The following is a 14,691-nucleotide window of genomic DNA, read 5'->3' on the forward strand; positions in this document are numbered from 1 at the left end:
TCAATATCTAGTATGATGGGAACTGTAGAAATACTATATATAGTGTTTGACTCCATATAACATGAAGGAGGAATTGTCAAATGGTTTCTGTTACAAAATCTGAATACACACTTGATGCCGGTTCTTTAAACGAGGATATCAATTCTTTTCCGCAGGTCCATGCGGTAACACCGGATATGAAAATTACACATAAAGGGGTTTCGCGTCTGGTCATGATTGACCGGTACTCGTTCAAAGATACGGAAAAAAAGACGCTCAAAGCGGGAGATTTTGTCGTGTTGACAGTAAAAGAAGATCCAAAATTCCCGGCTCGGGGACTTGGCTTCATTGTATCGCTGGATAAAGCGGCAAACAAAGCGCAAGTTTGGATCGAAGAAGACTATAGAAGCGCGATTGACAAGCCGGAAGAGCAAGAAACCGGAATCGTCTCCAGGTCTCTTGATGTGATCGAGAAGCCGCTTGAAGTTTATTACGAACAAATTGCTAAGCGCAATGCGACCGGCCTTGCTTCTGTTGAAACAACACCCGAAAAGCGCCAGCATTGGTTCGAGAAATTCTATGAGCAGCTTGTCGGATTAAAATTCATCCCGGCAGGACGTGTTCTTTACGGAGCAGGAGCGGATACGGATGTTACGTATTTCAACTGTTACGTAATGCCGTTTGTAGCGGATTCACGCGAAGGCATTTCCGATCACCGCAAGCAAGTAATGGAGATCATGTCTCGCGGCGGCGGCGTTGGAACGAACGGTTCAACACTTCGTCCGCGCAATACGCTAGCTCGCGGCGTCAACGGCAAATCTTCTGGTTCGGTTTCTTGGCTGGATGATATTGCGAAACTGACTCACTTGGTCGAACAAGGCGGATCACGCCGGGGCGCCCAAATGATCATGCTCGCTGACTGGCATCCGGATATCGCGGAATTCATCATTTCGAAAATGCAAAATCCGCGCATCCTTCGCTACTTGATCGAAAATACGGAAGATGAAACGATTAAAAAATTGGCGCATGACAAATTAAAGTTCAAACCGCTGACTCAACAAGAAGAGGCGATGTACCAAGGGATCTTGAATTACCGGGCAATTCCAGGCATGGGCGGATTCAACGAAAAAATCATGCAGGATGCTGAAGCGAAATTGCGTGATGGCGGAACATATTCAGTCCATAATGAAGAATTCTTAACGGGTGCCAACATTTCCGTGACATTAACAGATGATTTCATGAAAGCTGTGGAAGAAGATGCGGATTTCGACTTGCGGTTCCCGGCAGTCGAGTCTTATTCCAAAGAAGAAATGGCCATTTACAACGACCAATGGCATGAAGTCGGCGATGTCCGCGAGTGGGAGAAAATGGGCCATAGAGTCCGCACTTACCGCACGATGAAAGCGCGCGACCTTTGGAACTTGATCAACGTCTGTGCAACTTATTCGGCTGAACCAGGCATTTTCTTTATCGACAATGCCAATGACAAAACGAATGCCAAAGCTTATGGCCAAAAAGTCGTAGCGACGAATCCTTGCGGCGAGCAGCCATTAGCACCGTATTCTGTCTGCAACTTGGCAGCTGTCAACTTGGCGCAATTCGCTGATGCAGAGACAAAGCAAGTTGATTTTGATGCGTTGAAAGAAACGGTCCGTGTCGGCGTGCGCATGCAGGACAACGTCATTGACGCAACGCCTTATTTCCTGGAAGAAAACCGCATCCAGGCACTTGGCGAACGCCGGGTTGGCCTTGGGGTTATGGGCTTAGCTGACTTGCTTATCTATTGCGATAAAGAGTACGGATCGCCAGAAGGCAACCAATTGGTAGACGAAATCTTTAAAACGATTGCTGTTGCTGCATATGAAGAATCAACAGAACTTGCAGTTGAAAGAGAAAGCTTCCCGTTCCTAGTCGGCAAGACTGATGAAGAAACAGCAGCTCTTCGAAAAGCCTTTACAGAAACAGGCTTTATGCAAGGCATGCCGGAACATATCCGGGAAGCGGTGCTTGAAAAAGGGATCCGCAACTCGCATTTATTGACGGTTGCGCCAACTGGTTCAACTGGAACAATGGTCGGTGTATCAACCGGTCTAGAACCGTACTACTCATTCACATACTACCGCAGCGGACGCCTTGGTAAATTTATCGAAGTAAAAGCGGATATTGTCCGTGAGTACTTGAAAAACAATCCAGAAGCGGATGAAGAAAACTTGCCAAAAGCATTTGTAACTTCGATGGACTTGGCTCCTGAAGCGCACGCTGATGTTCAGTGCATCATCCAGCGCTGGATCGATTCTTCCATCTCGAAAACAGTGAACGCGCCTCGCGGTTACACAGTCGAGCAAGTGGAAGGCGTCTACGAACGGCTTTACAAAGGCGGAGCAAAAGGCGGCACGGTTTATGTCGACGGCAGCCGTGATTCACAGGTTCTAACGTTGAAAGCGGAAGAAAATACGTTTGAAGAAGAACATAAAGAAGAAGCTTCCTCAAAACGTCCAATCGTCCTTATCGATACGATTCAAGATCTGCGTTCAACAAACGTTACGATCGGTTCGGAAGTAGGCGACACTTGCCCGGTCTGCCGAAAAGGGACTGTAGAAGAAATGGGCGGCTGCAACACTTGCACCAACTGCAACGCTCAATTGAAATGCGGGCTTTGATTCATGCTCCCAAACGCGACGGCTTCGGCCGCCGCGTTTTTTGTTTGGCGAAAAACAGCCAGCTTAGCCTTATAGTAATAGTTGCTCGATCTGCTTCGTATGATAAAATGGGGAAGGATGTGATTGAGAGGAGTGGCGAAATGAGGGTATTATGTTTGAATGGGCCGAATTTGAATCGGCTGGGGAAACGCGAAAAGGATGCTTATGGAACATTTACGCTTGCGGAGCTGGAAGCTGAGCTTGCAGAGTTCGCTGCTGAACAGAACTTTGAATTGACGTGCCGCCAATCAAACCACGAAGGCGAGTTGATCGATTGGATTCATCAAGCGGGAGACGAGGGGCTGGAAGGGATTGTTTTGAATGCTGGTGCGTATACACATACGAGTGTAGCCATACGGGATGCCATTTCGGCTATTCAGGTGCCGGTTATCGAAGTACATATTTCCAATGTTTATAAACGGGAAGAGTTCCGTCACCATTCTTACATAGCACCGGTAGCTGCCGGACAAATCACAGGTTTTGGCAAAGACGTTTATAAATTGGCGTTGCACGCTTTATTATTAGGGAATCAGAGAGGATGACTACATTGAAATTACAGAAATTACGCACTGAAATGGAAAAACAGCAACTTGAAGCTTTATTGGTGACGAGCCGCTACAACCTGCGTTATGTAACCAACTTTACAGGATCTGCCGGGCTGGCGCTTGTTACAAAAGACAAAGCTTGGTTCATCACTGATTTCCGCTATACCGAGCAAGCAACAGCGCAAGCAACTGAATTTGAGGTCGTGCAAGCGAAAACCAATCTCCTTGAGGAAGTGGCGGAACTCGCAAAAGAATACGGCGTCGGAACCATTTCTTTTGAACAGGAGTATATGACGTATGCAACATTTGTCCAGTACCAGGAAAAATTGGACGCTCAACTCAAGCCGGTCAGTGGCCTGATTGAAAAAATCCGCATGATCAAGACGCCGGATGAGGTCGAGATTTTGAAACAGGCAGCGAAAATAGCAGATGCGGCTTACGAGCATATTTGCGGATTTATTCGTGCTGGCCGCACCGAACTGGAAGTATCCAATGAACTTGAATTTTTCATGAGACAGCAAGGGGCTACCTCTTCTTCGTTCGACATTATCGTGGCTTCGGGCTTGCGCTCAGCATTGCCGCACGGCGTGGCCACTGGCAAAGTGATTGAGCAAGGCGAGCTGGTGACACTTGATTTCGGGGCGCTATACAATGGCTATATATCCGACATTACCCGGACAGTTGCAGTTGGCGAACCATCCGAACAATTGAAGGAAATTTATCAGATCGTTCTGGACTCCCAAGTGCTGGGGGTTGAAAAAATTGGGCCGGGCATGACGGGCATCGAAGCAGACGCCATTGCGCGTGATTATATCAAGTCAAAAGGCTATGGTGAAGCATTCGGACATTCAACAGGACACGGTATCGGCCTTGAAGTGCACGAAGCCCCTGGCCTGTCTTCTAAATCAGAGACGGTCCTTGAACCAGGCATGGCTGTAACCGTCGAGCCGGGAATTTATCTGCCAGGGATTGGCGGAGTGCGCATTGAAGATGATATACTGATAACCGAGTCAGGAAATGAACGATTGACTAACTCCACAAAAGAGCTACGTATTTTATAACAAACGGAGGAACTTACATGATTTCAGTAAACGATTTTAAAACAGGCGTGACCATTGAAGTGGATAACGGCATTTGGCGCGTTATGGAATTCCAACACGTTAAACCAGGTAAAGGTGCAGCGTTTGTGCGCACGAAATTGCGCAACTTGCGTACCGGCAGTGTAACCGAAAAAACATTCCGTGCAGGGGAGAAAGTTGCTAAAGCACAAATCGATAACCGCAAGATGCAGTACTTGTATGCCAACGGCGATTCCCATGCGTTTATGGATACAGAAACATATGACCAAATCGAGCTTCCATCACAAAATATCGAATATGAATTGAAATTCCTTCAAGAGAATATGGAAGTTCAAGTGATTCAATTCCAAGGAGAAGTCCTGGGTGTTGAATTGCCGAATTCCGTTGTCCTTGAAGTAGCGGAAACTGACCCGGGCATCAAAGGCGACACGGCAAGCGGTGGTTCAAAGCCAGCTAAGCTGTCAACTGGACTCGTTGTTCAAGTGCCGTTTTTCATCAACGAAGGCGATAAGTTGATCATCAATACAACAGATTCATCATACGTGTCTCGCGCGTAAGCTTGAAAGTGGCCTCTGAAACAAGGAGGCCTTTTTTAAATATAACTAAGCTATTTCAAAAAGACCCGAAAAAGTCTAGAATGGAATAGACCAAAATACTATACATAAAGGAGAGTAGGACAATTTGAAAATCCAAGAAATCCGTGAAATCATTAAACTAGTGGACAGCTCTTCAATCGATGAGTTCACATATGAGTCCGAAGGCACGAAAGTCAAGCTGAAAAAGAATGGTGGAATTTTCAGCGGAGCGCCAGCAGCGCAGTCTGGAGCCTCTGCACCAGCGGCTCCTGCAGCTCCGGCGCCAGTAGCGGTGGTGCCGCCAGCGACACCGAAAGCGGAAGAATTGGTTTCTGAAGAAGCACCTGAACTTCCGGCGAGCAACAGCAAAAACCTGCATCCAATTCTTTCTCCGATGGTGGGAACTTTCTATCAGTCGCCTTCTCCTGAAGAACCGGCTTACGTACAGCCAGGATCAAAAGTAAGTGCGGACCAAGTTGTCTGCATCGTCGAAGCAATGAAATTATTCAACGAAATCGAAGCGGAAGTGGATGGGGAAATCGCTGAAATCCTCGTTAAAGATGGCCAGCTTGTCGAATACGGCCAGCCTCTATTCCTCGTAAAAACTAACTGAGGAGGGGATAACGATGAAAAAAGTATTAATCGCAAACCGCGGAGAAATCGCTGTCCGGATCATCCGGGCATGCAAAGAGATGGACATTGAGACGGTTGCCGTTTATTCGGAAGCAGACCGGGAAGCCCTTCATGTCCAGCTGGCTGACGAAGCTTATTGCATCGGGCCAAAACTTTCAAAAGACAGTTATTTAAACTTTTCCAATATTATCAGCGTTGCCAAATTGACCAATTGCGACGGCATTCATCCCGGCTACGGCTTTTTGGCAGAAAACGCCAGTTTCGCGGAACTTTGTGAAGCGGTGGATATCATGTTTATCGGGCCGACTTCTGCTGCCATTTCGAGTATGGGAACAAAAGACGTGGCCCGTGAAACGATGCGGAAAGCAGGCGTACCGGTAGTTCCAGGATCGACCGGCATTATTGCCAACGAAAAAGAAGGCTTGAAAATCGCTGAGCAAATCGGTTTCCCGGTGATCATCAAAGCGACTGCCGGAGGCGGAGGCAAAGGCATTCGCGTAGCCAGAAACCGCGAAGATTTTATAAAAGGCCTTCACATGACACAAAAAGAAGCAGCTGCTGCTTTTGGCAATCCAGGCGTCTATATCGAGAAATTCATCGAAGATTTCCGCCACGTTGAAATCCAGGTTTTGGCAGATTCACACGGAAACGCCATCCATTTGGGCGAACGCGATTGCTCGATTCAACGCCGGATGCAAAAACTTGTTGAAGAAGCGCCATCTCCTGCTTTGACTCCTGAAATCCGCGCTCAAATGGGCGATGCGGCAGTAAAAGCAGCGCTAGCAGTCAATTACCGCGGTGCTGGGACTGTGGAATTCATTTTTGATGTTGCCAATCAAAAGTTTTATTTTATGGAAATGAATACCCGCATCCAAGTGGAACATCCAGTAACTGAGATGATTACAGGAATCGACTTGATCCAGCAGCAGTTAAAAGTGGCATCAGGCGAGACACTTGCTTTTAAGCAAGAAGATGTAACGTTTAAGGGATGGTCCATTGAATGCCGGATCAATGCTGAAAACCCAGCGAAGAATTTTATGCCTTCAGCGGGCAAAGTAGATATTTACTTGCCGCCGGGAGGTTTGGGCGTACGGGTCGATTCAGCGATGTATCCAGGTTACAGCATTCCTCCATACTATGATTCCATGGTTGCAAAACTGATCACGTTCGCGGACACACGTGAAGAAGCGGTTGCCAAAATGAAACGCGCACTTGGCGAATTCTTGATCGAAGGAGTGCACACAACCATCCCGTTCCATTTGAAGTTGATGGATCATGAAGTATTCAAATCAGGTGATTTCAACACGAAATTCCTTGAAAAATACGATGTGCTAGGATCCTAAAAAGAAAGGAATTGACCAAATGGCTGAAAAAACAGTTTCTTACGTGCAAATGAAACCGAAAGGTGCGCAAGATTTGGGAAATATCCAAGTTGCTCCTGAAGTGTTAGAGATTATTGCTAGCATTGCGGCGTCTGATATCGAAGGCGTTGCGAGCATGCGGGGCAACTTCACTTCTGGAGTAGCAGAACGTTTAGGGAAAAAAGTGCACGGCAAAGGCGTGAAAACCGAACTGGCGCAAGATGGCTTGGCGATCGACATTTATTGCGTCGTCAATTATGGTGTATCGATTCCGCAAACAGCTTTGAAAATCCAGGAACAGGTTCGCCAAACGCTTTTAAACATGACGTCGCTTCAAACACAGGAAGTGAATGTCCACATTACGGGTGTACAGTTTGAAATGCAGCACCCTAGTGAATAACAACAGGCTGTCCAAGCTGGCTATGCGCCGGCTTATTGGACAGCTTTTTGTTTTACATTCAAGATTTAACTGGAGGCCGAGCCAAGGCATCTCTCCGCACTTCGTCGAAAAGACAGTGGCCAAATGAAGTTTGGCCACTGTCTTTTCAGACTATTTCAAACATGGAAGTTCGGGTGGATTACCTGTATAATGAGGAATAATTAGCCCAAAAAGGAGACCAAAAAAGATATGAAACGACACGAAGCAAGAGAAAAGGCGCTCCAAACCTTATTTCAATTAGAAGGAACAGAATTGACGATTGAAGAAGCGATTGAACACGTTATGGAAGGCCAGCGCGATAATTTTTATGATCTGCTGGTTCAAGGAACCCATTCCAACCTGGCATCAATCGACGAAAAATTGAAAGACCATTTAGAGAATTGGTCGCTTGAACGATTGCCGAAAATTGAACGGACTATCCTTAGAATGGCTGTCTTTGAGCTTAGTTTCATGGAAGATGCACCGTCTCGGGTCATCATGAACGAAGCGATTGAATTGAGTAAAACGTTTGGCGATGAAAAATCCAGCCGCTTTGTGAATGGCGTTCTGTCAAAATTTACCGATGAACAAGAAAATTGATTTGGAGGAATGAATGTGACTGCGAAACTCATTGATGGAAAAGCAGTAAGCCAAAAAATTAAAGACCAAGTTCAAGTACGCGTGGATAAACTAAAAGCTCAAGGGGTTGTGCCGGGCCTTGCGGTGGTGCTCATTGGAGACAATTCTGCCTCCCATACATATGTGAAAAACAAGCAAAAAACATGTGAAGCGCTGGGTATGCGCTCCGATTTGCTCCAATTCCCGGAAGATTTGACCGAAGCGGAGCTTTTATCGACCATCGATGGATTGAATAACGATCCATATATTCACGGCATACTGGTTCAGCTGCCGCTGCCCGCGCATATCGATGAATTCAGTGTTATTATGGCCATCGACCCGCAAAAAGACGTGGATGGGTTCCACCCGGTATCAGTCGGCAATATGATGATCGGGCGGGATGCCTTCTTGCCTTGCACTCCGAACGGCATCGTCAAACTGCTCGAACACTACGCAATCGACCCTGCAGGCCAGCATGTTGTCGTCATTGGCAGAAGCAACATTGTCGGCAAGCCTGTGGGCCAAATGCTGCTGCAAAAAAATGCGACCGTCACATATACTCATTCAAAGACCAAGGATTTGGTTTATTACACCAAACAAGCTGACATTTTGATTGTGGCTATTGGTGTTGCAAAATTCCTGAATTCCAAACACATCAAACCCGGCTCTGTTGTTATCGATGTCGGCATGAACCGAGATGAAAACGGCAAGCTGTGCGGAGATGTGGATTTTGAAGATGTAGTTGAAAAGGCATCCTATGTAACCCCAGTGCCTGGCGGCGTCGGGCCGATGACGATTGCCATGCTGATGGAAAATACAGTGCAGTCGGCTGAAAATGGCCTGACAAAAGACAAAAGCGGAAGAACCATGTAAAATAAATAGAAAAAGAGCTGTTTTTCGGAAGAAAGACAGCTTTTTAATTTCCAAGATAGGGGTTGAAATTTTGTCGACCGACCCATACTTAAGCGTCAAGGCGCTGACGAAATACATAAAAAAGAAATTTGATGCCGATCCTCATTTGCGGGATGTTTATGTTAAAGGCGAATTGTCGAACGTCAAGATCCATACGAGCGGCCATATTTATTTCACTCTCAAAGATAATGCCGCACGGCTGCCAGCCGTCATGTTCGCGGCGAATGCCAGAGGGGTCAAATTCAAGCCGGAAAGTGGCATGACTGTGTTGATCCGAGGGGATGTCACAGTATACGAGGCTTCCGGCCAATACCAGTTGTACGCCCAATCGATGCAGTCGGATGGCATCGGCGATTATTATTTGGCTTTTGAACAATTAAAAGAAAAGCTGGGCAGAGAAGGTTTGTTCAGTGCTGCGCACAAAAAGAGCTTTCCGCGGTTCCCTAAGAAAATTGCGGTGGTTACAGCCCAAACAGGTGCAGCAGTTCGCGATATTCTCATTACGTTGAACCGCCGCTATCCACTTGCAAAAGTGGTACTGTATCCGACTCTTGTGCAAGGGACAGGCGCTGCCCCGTCCATCGTAAAGTCGATCCAGTCGGCCAACCAAAGTGATTTTGATGTTATGATTGTCGGCCGTGGCGGTGGATCAATTGAAGACCTATGGGCATTCAATGAAGAAAGCGTGGCACGCGCCATTTTCGGGTCGCGCATTCCGATAATCTCAGCTATCGGCCATGAAACGGATACGACCATTGCAGATTTTGTATCGGATTTGCGGGCAGCAACGCCGACGGCAGCAGCTGAACTGGCAGTGCCGAGCAAGACCGAATTGCTCGACCGCATATTGAGCTACCGTTCCGGCATGTACCGCACAATTGCAAACACGGTTTCCAAAGACAAAGCAGCATTGAACCGCTTGACTTCTTCGCTGCCGCTCGCTTATCCCGACCGTTTGTACCGGCCGTTCATCGAACGTGTCGAGCGGGCGACCGATTCGCTGCAGCGTGAAATCATCCAGCAGCTGAACCGTTCAAAAGAACGCCGTGCAAATCTGGACAGCCAGCTGCAAAGCCGGATACCGCTAAAGCGCATCAAGCAATCCGAAATGGATGTTGAAAGCTTGTCGCGGCGATTGGATCAGGGAATGGAGCGCAGCATGAGAAGCAGCACTCAGCAGCTTGCTTCAGCTATGCGAACATTAGACGCTTTAAGCCCGCTCAAAATTATGGAACGCGGCTATTCGATCCCTTATAAGGACGAAGTTGTCGTTAAGAGCATTGCACAAGTGGAACCAGGCGACCGCATTGCAATTTCGATGACGGACGGCACGGTAAATGCCAAAGTAGAAAGCAAGATCCCAACGGATAAAGGAGAGTCTTAAGATGGCAGAAAAAGAAATCATGTTCAATGAAGCGATGGAACAACTAGAAGAAATTGTTCGCCAGTTAGAACAAGGCGATGTGCCGCTTGAACAGGCATTGACACTTTACCAAAAAGGCATGGAACTTTCTAAAGTGTGCCATGATAAATTGCAAAATGCAGAAAAACAGCTTGTCACTATGATGAACGACGGCAAAGAAGTGCCGGTGGACATTGAAAAGGACGGGGCTTCTAAATGAACTTAAGCCAATTCAGAAAACACTATGAACCATTAATCCAAAAAGAAATGACCGCATTGATCGATTCACTGGCTGTACCGCAGTCATTAAAAGAAGCGATGAATTATTCCCTGCAAGCCGGCGGAAAGCGCATCCGTCCGATTTTATTGCTGGCTGTCCTCGAAGAATTCGGAATTCAGCATCCCGACGCCTTGAAAGTTGCGGCGGCGATTGAAATGATTCACACGTATTCACTGATCCATGACGATTTGCCGAGCATGGATGACGATGATTTAAGGCGCGGCATGCCAACCAATCATGTTGTCTACGGTGAAGCACTGGCAATTCTTGCAGGCGACGCGCTGCTGACGTATAGTTTTGGCATTGTGGCACGTCTTGAGCATGTTTCGAGCGATGATAAAATTCGCCTGATCGATCTGATGAGCGTTTCTTCAGGAGCGGAAGGCATGGTCGGTGGGCAAGTACTCGATATCGAAGGGGAAGAGAAAAAGTTGACGCTCGAAGAATTGGAGCAAGTTCATCGCCTGAAAACCGGCGCCCTGTTGACATACAGTATTTTGGCTGGCGCAATACTTGCGCAGGCTGCTGCAGAAGAAATTATGGCGCTTAGCCGCTTTGGCGAACACCTTGGCCTCGCTTTCCAAATCCAGGACGATATTTTGGATGTTACCGGCACTTCTGAAGAACTTGGAAAGACGGCCGGCAAGGACGAAACGAGCGAAAAAAGCACATACCCAAGCCTGTTGACTTTGCCAAAAGCAAAAGAAAAGCTGGAGTTTCATGCAACAGAAGCGCTCAGCGCCCTCAATTCATTGAATGGCGAACCGGCCTTGCTTCGAGAACTGACAGAATTGATCGTTCAAAGAAAAAATTGATTTGTGGAGCTCCAGTTTGTGCATTCTCCATCTATTGATATAATGAGAACAGGTTATTTACGGAAAAATTTTTGGAAAAGGTGAGTGATGGCAATGGATCTTCATACGATTACCAATCCATCTTTCTTAAAAGAGCTGGACAACAAGCAGCTCGTTCGATTAAGTGAAGATATTCGGAGATTTTTAATTGAAAATTTATCAAAAACAGGCGGTCACATCGGCCCGAATCTAGGCGTGGTAGAGCTGACAATTGCTTTGCATAAAGTGTTTGATAGCCCTGCAGATAAGCTGATCTGGGATGTGGGGCACCAGTCCTATGTACATAAAATTTTAACAGGCCGTGCGAGCCAGTTTGATAGCTTGCGCCAGTTTAAAGGTTTGTGCGGGTTTCCAAAACGGAATGAAAGCGCCCACGATGTCTGGGAAACTGGCCATAGCTCCACTTCGCTTTCAGCAGCAATGGGCATGGCCGCTGCCCGAGACATCAAAAAAGACAAAAACCACGTTATTCCGATTATTGGAGATGGGGCTTTAACGGGCGGTATGGCACTTGAAGCCTTGAATCATATTGGGCATGAACAGACAAATATGATCGTTATCTTAAACGACAATGAAATGTCGATTGCACCGAATGTCGGTGCCCTGCATAATGTATTGGGAAGACTGCGGACTGCAGGCAAATACAACAAAGCAAAAGACGACCTTGAATATTTGATGAAAAAAATTCCTGCAGTAGGCGGCAAATTGGCATCAACTGCAGAACGCGTCAAAGACAGCTTGAAGTATTTGCTGGTTTCCGGCGTCTTTTTCGAAGAACTTGGCTTTACGTACCTGGGGCCGATTGACGGGCACAACTTGGAAGAGCTGGAAGAGAACCTTCGCTATGCGAAAAAAGTGGAAGGCCCTGTCCTTTTGCATGTTTTGACAAAAAAAGGAAAAGGTTTTTTGCCAGCCGAACAAGACGTAATTGGTACTTGGCATGGAACCGGCCCTTATAAAACGGAAACCGGCGATTTAGTGAAATCGTCGAACAAAGCACCTTCTTGGAGCGGTCTGGTTGCAGAAACAGTAAGGAAGCTGGCCCGCACCGATGAACGCATTGTGGCAATCACCCCGGCAATGCCGGTCGGCTCAAAACTCGAAGGTTTTGCTTCTGAGTTTCCGGAACGCATGTTTGACGTCGGCATCGCTGAGCAGCATGCCACAACAATGGCTGCTGGACTTGCCACACAAGACATGAAACCGTTCCTTGCAATTTATTCGACGTTTTTGCAGCGTGCGTATGATCAAGTGCTCCATGACGTTTGCCGCCAGAACTTGAACGTCTTTATCGGCATCGACCGGTCTGGATTGGTGGGGGCAGATGGAGAAACGCACCAAGGCGTCTTTGATATCGCCTTCTTGCGACATTTGCCGAATATGGTCATCATGATGCCGAAAGACGAAAATGAAGGCCAGCATATGGTCAAAACGGCAATCGAGTACAATGACGGACCGATTGCGCTCCGCTATCCGCGCGGAAATGGCCTCGGCGTTCCAATGGACAGCGAATTGCAAGTTCTGCCGATCGGATCTTGGGAAGTCTTGAAACCGGGAGCTGAAGCTGTCATCCTGACATTTGGGACTACGATCCCAATGGCTTTGAACGCAGCGATGCATTTAGAGGAACAAGGCATTAGCGCAGAAGTGGTCAATGCCCGCTTTATCAAACCGATGGATACGGCGATGCTCCATGAAATTTTCGGCCGCGGCGTGCCGGTTATCACAATTGAAGAAGCGGTACTGCAAGGCGGTTTCGGCAGCGCAGTGATGGAATTTGCGCAAGAAGCCGGTTACCGGGATGCAGTAATTGACAGACTGGGGATTCCGGATGAATTTATCGAGCACGGAGACGTAGCCGAATTGATGGACGAAATTCATCTGAATAGTGATGAAGTTGTAAATAGAGTAAGAAAGCATGTCCAAATTCAAACAAAAGCAGGATTTAAAGCACTATGAACAAACCGAAAAAAGAGCGCGTGGATGTCTTGTTAGTCGAACGGGGAATCTGTGAGACGCGTGAAAAAGCGAAGCGGGCCATCATGGCCGGCATCATCTATTCGAACGAAGAGCGGATGGACCGGCCAGGAGAAAAAATCCCGGAAGATGCGCCGCTTCAAATGAAAGGCAACGATCTGAAATACGTCAGCCGCGGCGGGTTGAAACTTGAAAAAGCGCTGGCTGAATTTGATTTGTCTGTCGAAGGGAAATTGATGCTTGATATTGGCTCTTCTACCGGGGGGTTTACAGATTGTGCACTGCAAAACGGAGCAAAGCATTGCTATGCGCTTGATGTGGGATACAATCAGCTTGCGTGGAAAATTCGCCAGGACGAACGAGTGACGGTTATGGAACGGACCAATTTCCGCCATTCCAAGCCGGAGGATTTCGAGCAGGGCCTTCCGGAATTTGCGACCATTGACGTGTCATTTATTTCGCTGAAAATCATTTTGCCTGTATTGAAAGGGATTCTTGTGCCAGGCGGCGATGTGATCGCCCTTGTAAAACCCCAGTTCGAGGCTGGCCGGGAACATGTCGGGAAGAAAGGCATTGTCCGTGACCCGAAAGTCCATCGCGCTGTGTTATTAAAAGTAGGGCAGTTTGCGGTACAGGCAGGATTTCATGTGAAAAATATGAGTTTTTCTCCGATTACTGGAGGCGAAGGCAACATCGAATTCTTGTTTCATTTGCAGTCTGCCAATGAAAATAGCGAAATACACGAAATATCGGAAGCGGACGTTGATGAAGTGGTGAAAACGGCACACGAAAAGTTGTAAAACGCATCCCTTTTTGGGATGTGTTTTCTTGTTTTTAGGTCAGTTTAAAGGTACGATATTAAGGATATAGAATATTTATTCATCCAAGGAGGTCCCGATGAACAAAGGGCAACGTCATATAAAAATCAGAGATTTGATCTCGAACCAGGAAATCGAAACGCAGGACGATTTGGTCGACCTATTAAAAGCGTCGGGTTATGCCGTAACACAAGCGACCGTCTCGCGCGATATAAAAGAGCTCCATCTAGTGAAAGTGCCGCTTCAAGATGGGCGCTATAAATACAGTTTGCCTGCAGACCAGCGGTTTAATCCGATGCAGAAGCTGCACCGGGCGCTGACGGACGCATTTGTCAGCATTGACGGGGCAAGCCATTTTTTAGTTATGAAAACGCTGCCGGGGAATGCACACGCCATAGGATCATTGATTGACCATCTCGGATGGGAAGAAATTTTAGGGACGATTTGTGGAGACGATACATGCTTGATCATTTGCCGGGATACCGAGCACCGGGAAATTTTAAAACAGCGCTTGATTGAAATGCTTTAACGAAGAGGTGAC

At 47.1% G+C, this 14,691-nt stretch carries 15 protein-coding genes; all 15 read left to right on the forward strand.

Annotation, left to right across the window (positions count from 1 at the left end):
- Window positions 1-80 precede the first annotated feature (80 nt).
- Window positions 81-2,639, forward strand: coding sequence for a vitamin B12-dependent ribonucleotide reductase (locus FQV28_RS05795; RefSeq protein ID WP_146494621.1), 2,559 nt, complete (start codon window positions 81-83; stop codon window positions 2,637-2,639).
- A gap of 140 nt (window positions 2,640-2,779) precedes the next feature.
- The gene (gene aroQ / locus FQV28_RS05800; RefSeq protein ID WP_146494622.1) at window positions 2,780-3,220 is read left to right on the forward strand and encodes a type II 3-dehydroquinate dehydratase; all 441 of its coding nucleotides are present in this window, start codon (window positions 2,780-2,782) and stop codon (window positions 3,218-3,220) included.
- Complete coding sequence (locus FQV28_RS05805) at window positions 3,217-4,284, forward strand: M24 family metallopeptidase (RefSeq protein ID WP_304608780.1); 1,068 nt, start codon at window positions 3,217-3,219, stop codon at window positions 4,282-4,284. Before aroQ ends, FQV28_RS05805 begins: the two co-directional genes overlap by 4 nt.
- Window positions 4,285-4,301: 17 nt before the next feature.
- Window positions 4,302-4,859: an elongation factor P gene (gene efp, locus FQV28_RS05810; protein ID WP_146494623.1), complete on the forward strand. Its 558-nt coding sequence runs from the start codon at window positions 4,302-4,304 to the stop codon at window positions 4,857-4,859.
- Window positions 4,860-4,983: 124 nt separating this feature from the next.
- Window positions 4,984-5,490 carry an acetyl-CoA carboxylase biotin carboxyl carrier protein gene (accB, locus tag FQV28_RS05815; protein WP_146494624.1) on the forward strand — a complete coding sequence of 169 codons (507 nt, stop codon included), beginning with the start codon at window positions 4,984-4,986 and terminating at the stop codon, window positions 5,488-5,490.
- Window positions 5,491-5,503: 13 nt separating this feature from the next.
- Window positions 5,504-6,853 (forward strand): acetyl-CoA carboxylase biotin carboxylase subunit, encoded by a 1,350-nt coding sequence (accC, locus tag FQV28_RS05820; protein ID WP_146494625.1) that lies wholly within the window; start codon window positions 5,504-5,506, stop codon window positions 6,851-6,853.
- Between the two features lie 19 nt (window positions 6,854-6,872).
- A complete protein-coding gene (locus tag FQV28_RS05825) occupies window positions 6,873-7,271 on the forward strand; it encodes an Asp23/Gls24 family envelope stress response protein (RefSeq protein WP_146494626.1) in 399 nt (132 codons plus the stop codon).
- Between the two features lie 228 nt (window positions 7,272-7,499).
- The gene (gene nusB, locus FQV28_RS05830; RefSeq protein ID WP_146494627.1) at window positions 7,500-7,889 is read left to right on the forward strand and encodes a transcription antitermination factor NusB; all 390 of its coding nucleotides are present in this window, start codon (window positions 7,500-7,502) and stop codon (window positions 7,887-7,889) included.
- Between the two features lie 15 nt (window positions 7,890-7,904).
- On the forward strand, window positions 7,905-8,780 hold the full coding sequence (gene folD, locus FQV28_RS05835) for a bifunctional methylenetetrahydrofolate dehydrogenase/methenyltetrahydrofolate cyclohydrolase FolD (RefSeq protein WP_146494628.1): 876 nt from the start codon (window positions 7,905-7,907) through the stop codon (window positions 8,778-8,780).
- Window positions 8,781-8,850: 70 nt separating this feature from the next.
- Entirely contained in the window at window positions 8,851-10,203 is a 1,353-nt protein-coding gene (gene xseA, locus FQV28_RS05840; protein ID WP_146494629.1) for an exodeoxyribonuclease VII large subunit, read from the forward strand.
- 1 nt (window position 10,204) lies between these two features.
- Complete coding sequence (gene xseB / locus FQV28_RS05845) at window positions 10,205-10,441, forward strand: exodeoxyribonuclease VII small subunit (protein ID WP_146494630.1); 237 nt, start codon at window positions 10,205-10,207, stop codon at window positions 10,439-10,441.
- The gene (locus FQV28_RS05850) at window positions 10,438-11,316 is read left to right on the forward strand and encodes a polyprenyl synthetase family protein (RefSeq protein ID WP_146494631.1); all 879 of its coding nucleotides are present in this window, start codon (window positions 10,438-10,440) and stop codon (window positions 11,314-11,316) included. Before xseB ends, FQV28_RS05850 begins: the two co-directional genes overlap by 4 nt.
- 93 nt (window positions 11,317-11,409) lie before the next feature.
- Complete coding sequence (gene dxs, locus FQV28_RS05855; protein ID WP_146494971.1) at window positions 11,410-13,314, forward strand: 1-deoxy-D-xylulose-5-phosphate synthase; 1,905 nt, start codon at window positions 11,410-11,412, stop codon at window positions 13,312-13,314.
- A complete protein-coding gene (locus FQV28_RS05860; protein WP_146494632.1) occupies window positions 13,311-14,132 on the forward strand; it encodes a TlyA family RNA methyltransferase in 822 nt (273 codons plus the stop codon). The genes dxs and FQV28_RS05860 overlap by 4 nt, the downstream gene beginning before the upstream one ends.
- A gap of 97 nt (window positions 14,133-14,229) precedes the next feature.
- Window positions 14,230-14,679, forward strand: a complete 450-nt coding sequence (ahrC, locus tag FQV28_RS05865; protein ID WP_106532627.1) for a transcriptional regulator AhrC/ArgR — start codon at window positions 14,230-14,232, stop codon at window positions 14,677-14,679.
- The last annotated feature ends 12 nt before the right edge of the window (window positions 14,680-14,691 follow it).

Origin of the sequence: Planomicrobium sp. CPCC 101079 (genome assembly GCF_007859275.1) — a bacterium.
Lineage (GTDB): Bacteria > Bacillota > Bacilli > Bacillales_A > Planococcaceae > Planococcus.

Bases quoted from the DNA above. Each gene is read 5' to 3' on its own strand.
- FQV28_RS05795 (WP_146494621.1), top strand. From the start codon at position 81: ATGGTTTCTGTTACAAAATCTGAATACACACTTGATGCCGGTTCTTTA.
- aroQ (WP_146494622.1), top strand. From the start codon at position 2,780: ATGAGGGTATTATGTTTGAATGGGCCGAATTTGAATCGGCTGGGGAAA.
- FQV28_RS05805 (WP_304608780.1), top strand. From the start codon at position 3,217: ATGACTACATTGAAATTACAGAAATTACGCACTGAAATGGAAAAACAG.
- efp (WP_146494623.1), top strand. From the start codon at position 4,302: ATGATTTCAGTAAACGATTTTAAAACAGGCGTGACCATTGAAGTGGAT.
- accC (WP_146494625.1), top strand. From the start codon at position 5,504: ATGAAAAAAGTATTAATCGCAAACCGCGGAGAAATCGCTGTCCGGATC.
- FQV28_RS05825 (WP_146494626.1), top strand. From the start codon at position 6,873: ATGGCTGAAAAAACAGTTTCTTACGTGCAAATGAAACCGAAAGGTGCG.
- nusB (WP_146494627.1), top strand. From the start codon at position 7,500: ATGAAACGACACGAAGCAAGAGAAAAGGCGCTCCAAACCTTATTTCAA.
- xseB (WP_146494630.1), top strand. From the start codon at position 10,205: ATGGCAGAAAAAGAAATCATGTTCAATGAAGCGATGGAACAACTAGAA.
- FQV28_RS05850 (WP_146494631.1), top strand. From the start codon at position 10,438: ATGAACTTAAGCCAATTCAGAAAACACTATGAACCATTAATCCAAAAA.
- dxs (WP_146494971.1), top strand. From the start codon at position 11,410: ATGGATCTTCATACGATTACCAATCCATCTTTCTTAAAAGAGCTGGAC.
- FQV28_RS05860 (WP_146494632.1), top strand. From the start codon at position 13,311: ATGAACAAACCGAAAAAAGAGCGCGTGGATGTCTTGTTAGTCGAACGG.
- ahrC (WP_106532627.1), top strand. From the start codon at position 14,230: ATGAACAAAGGGCAACGTCATATAAAAATCAGAGATTTGATCTCGAAC.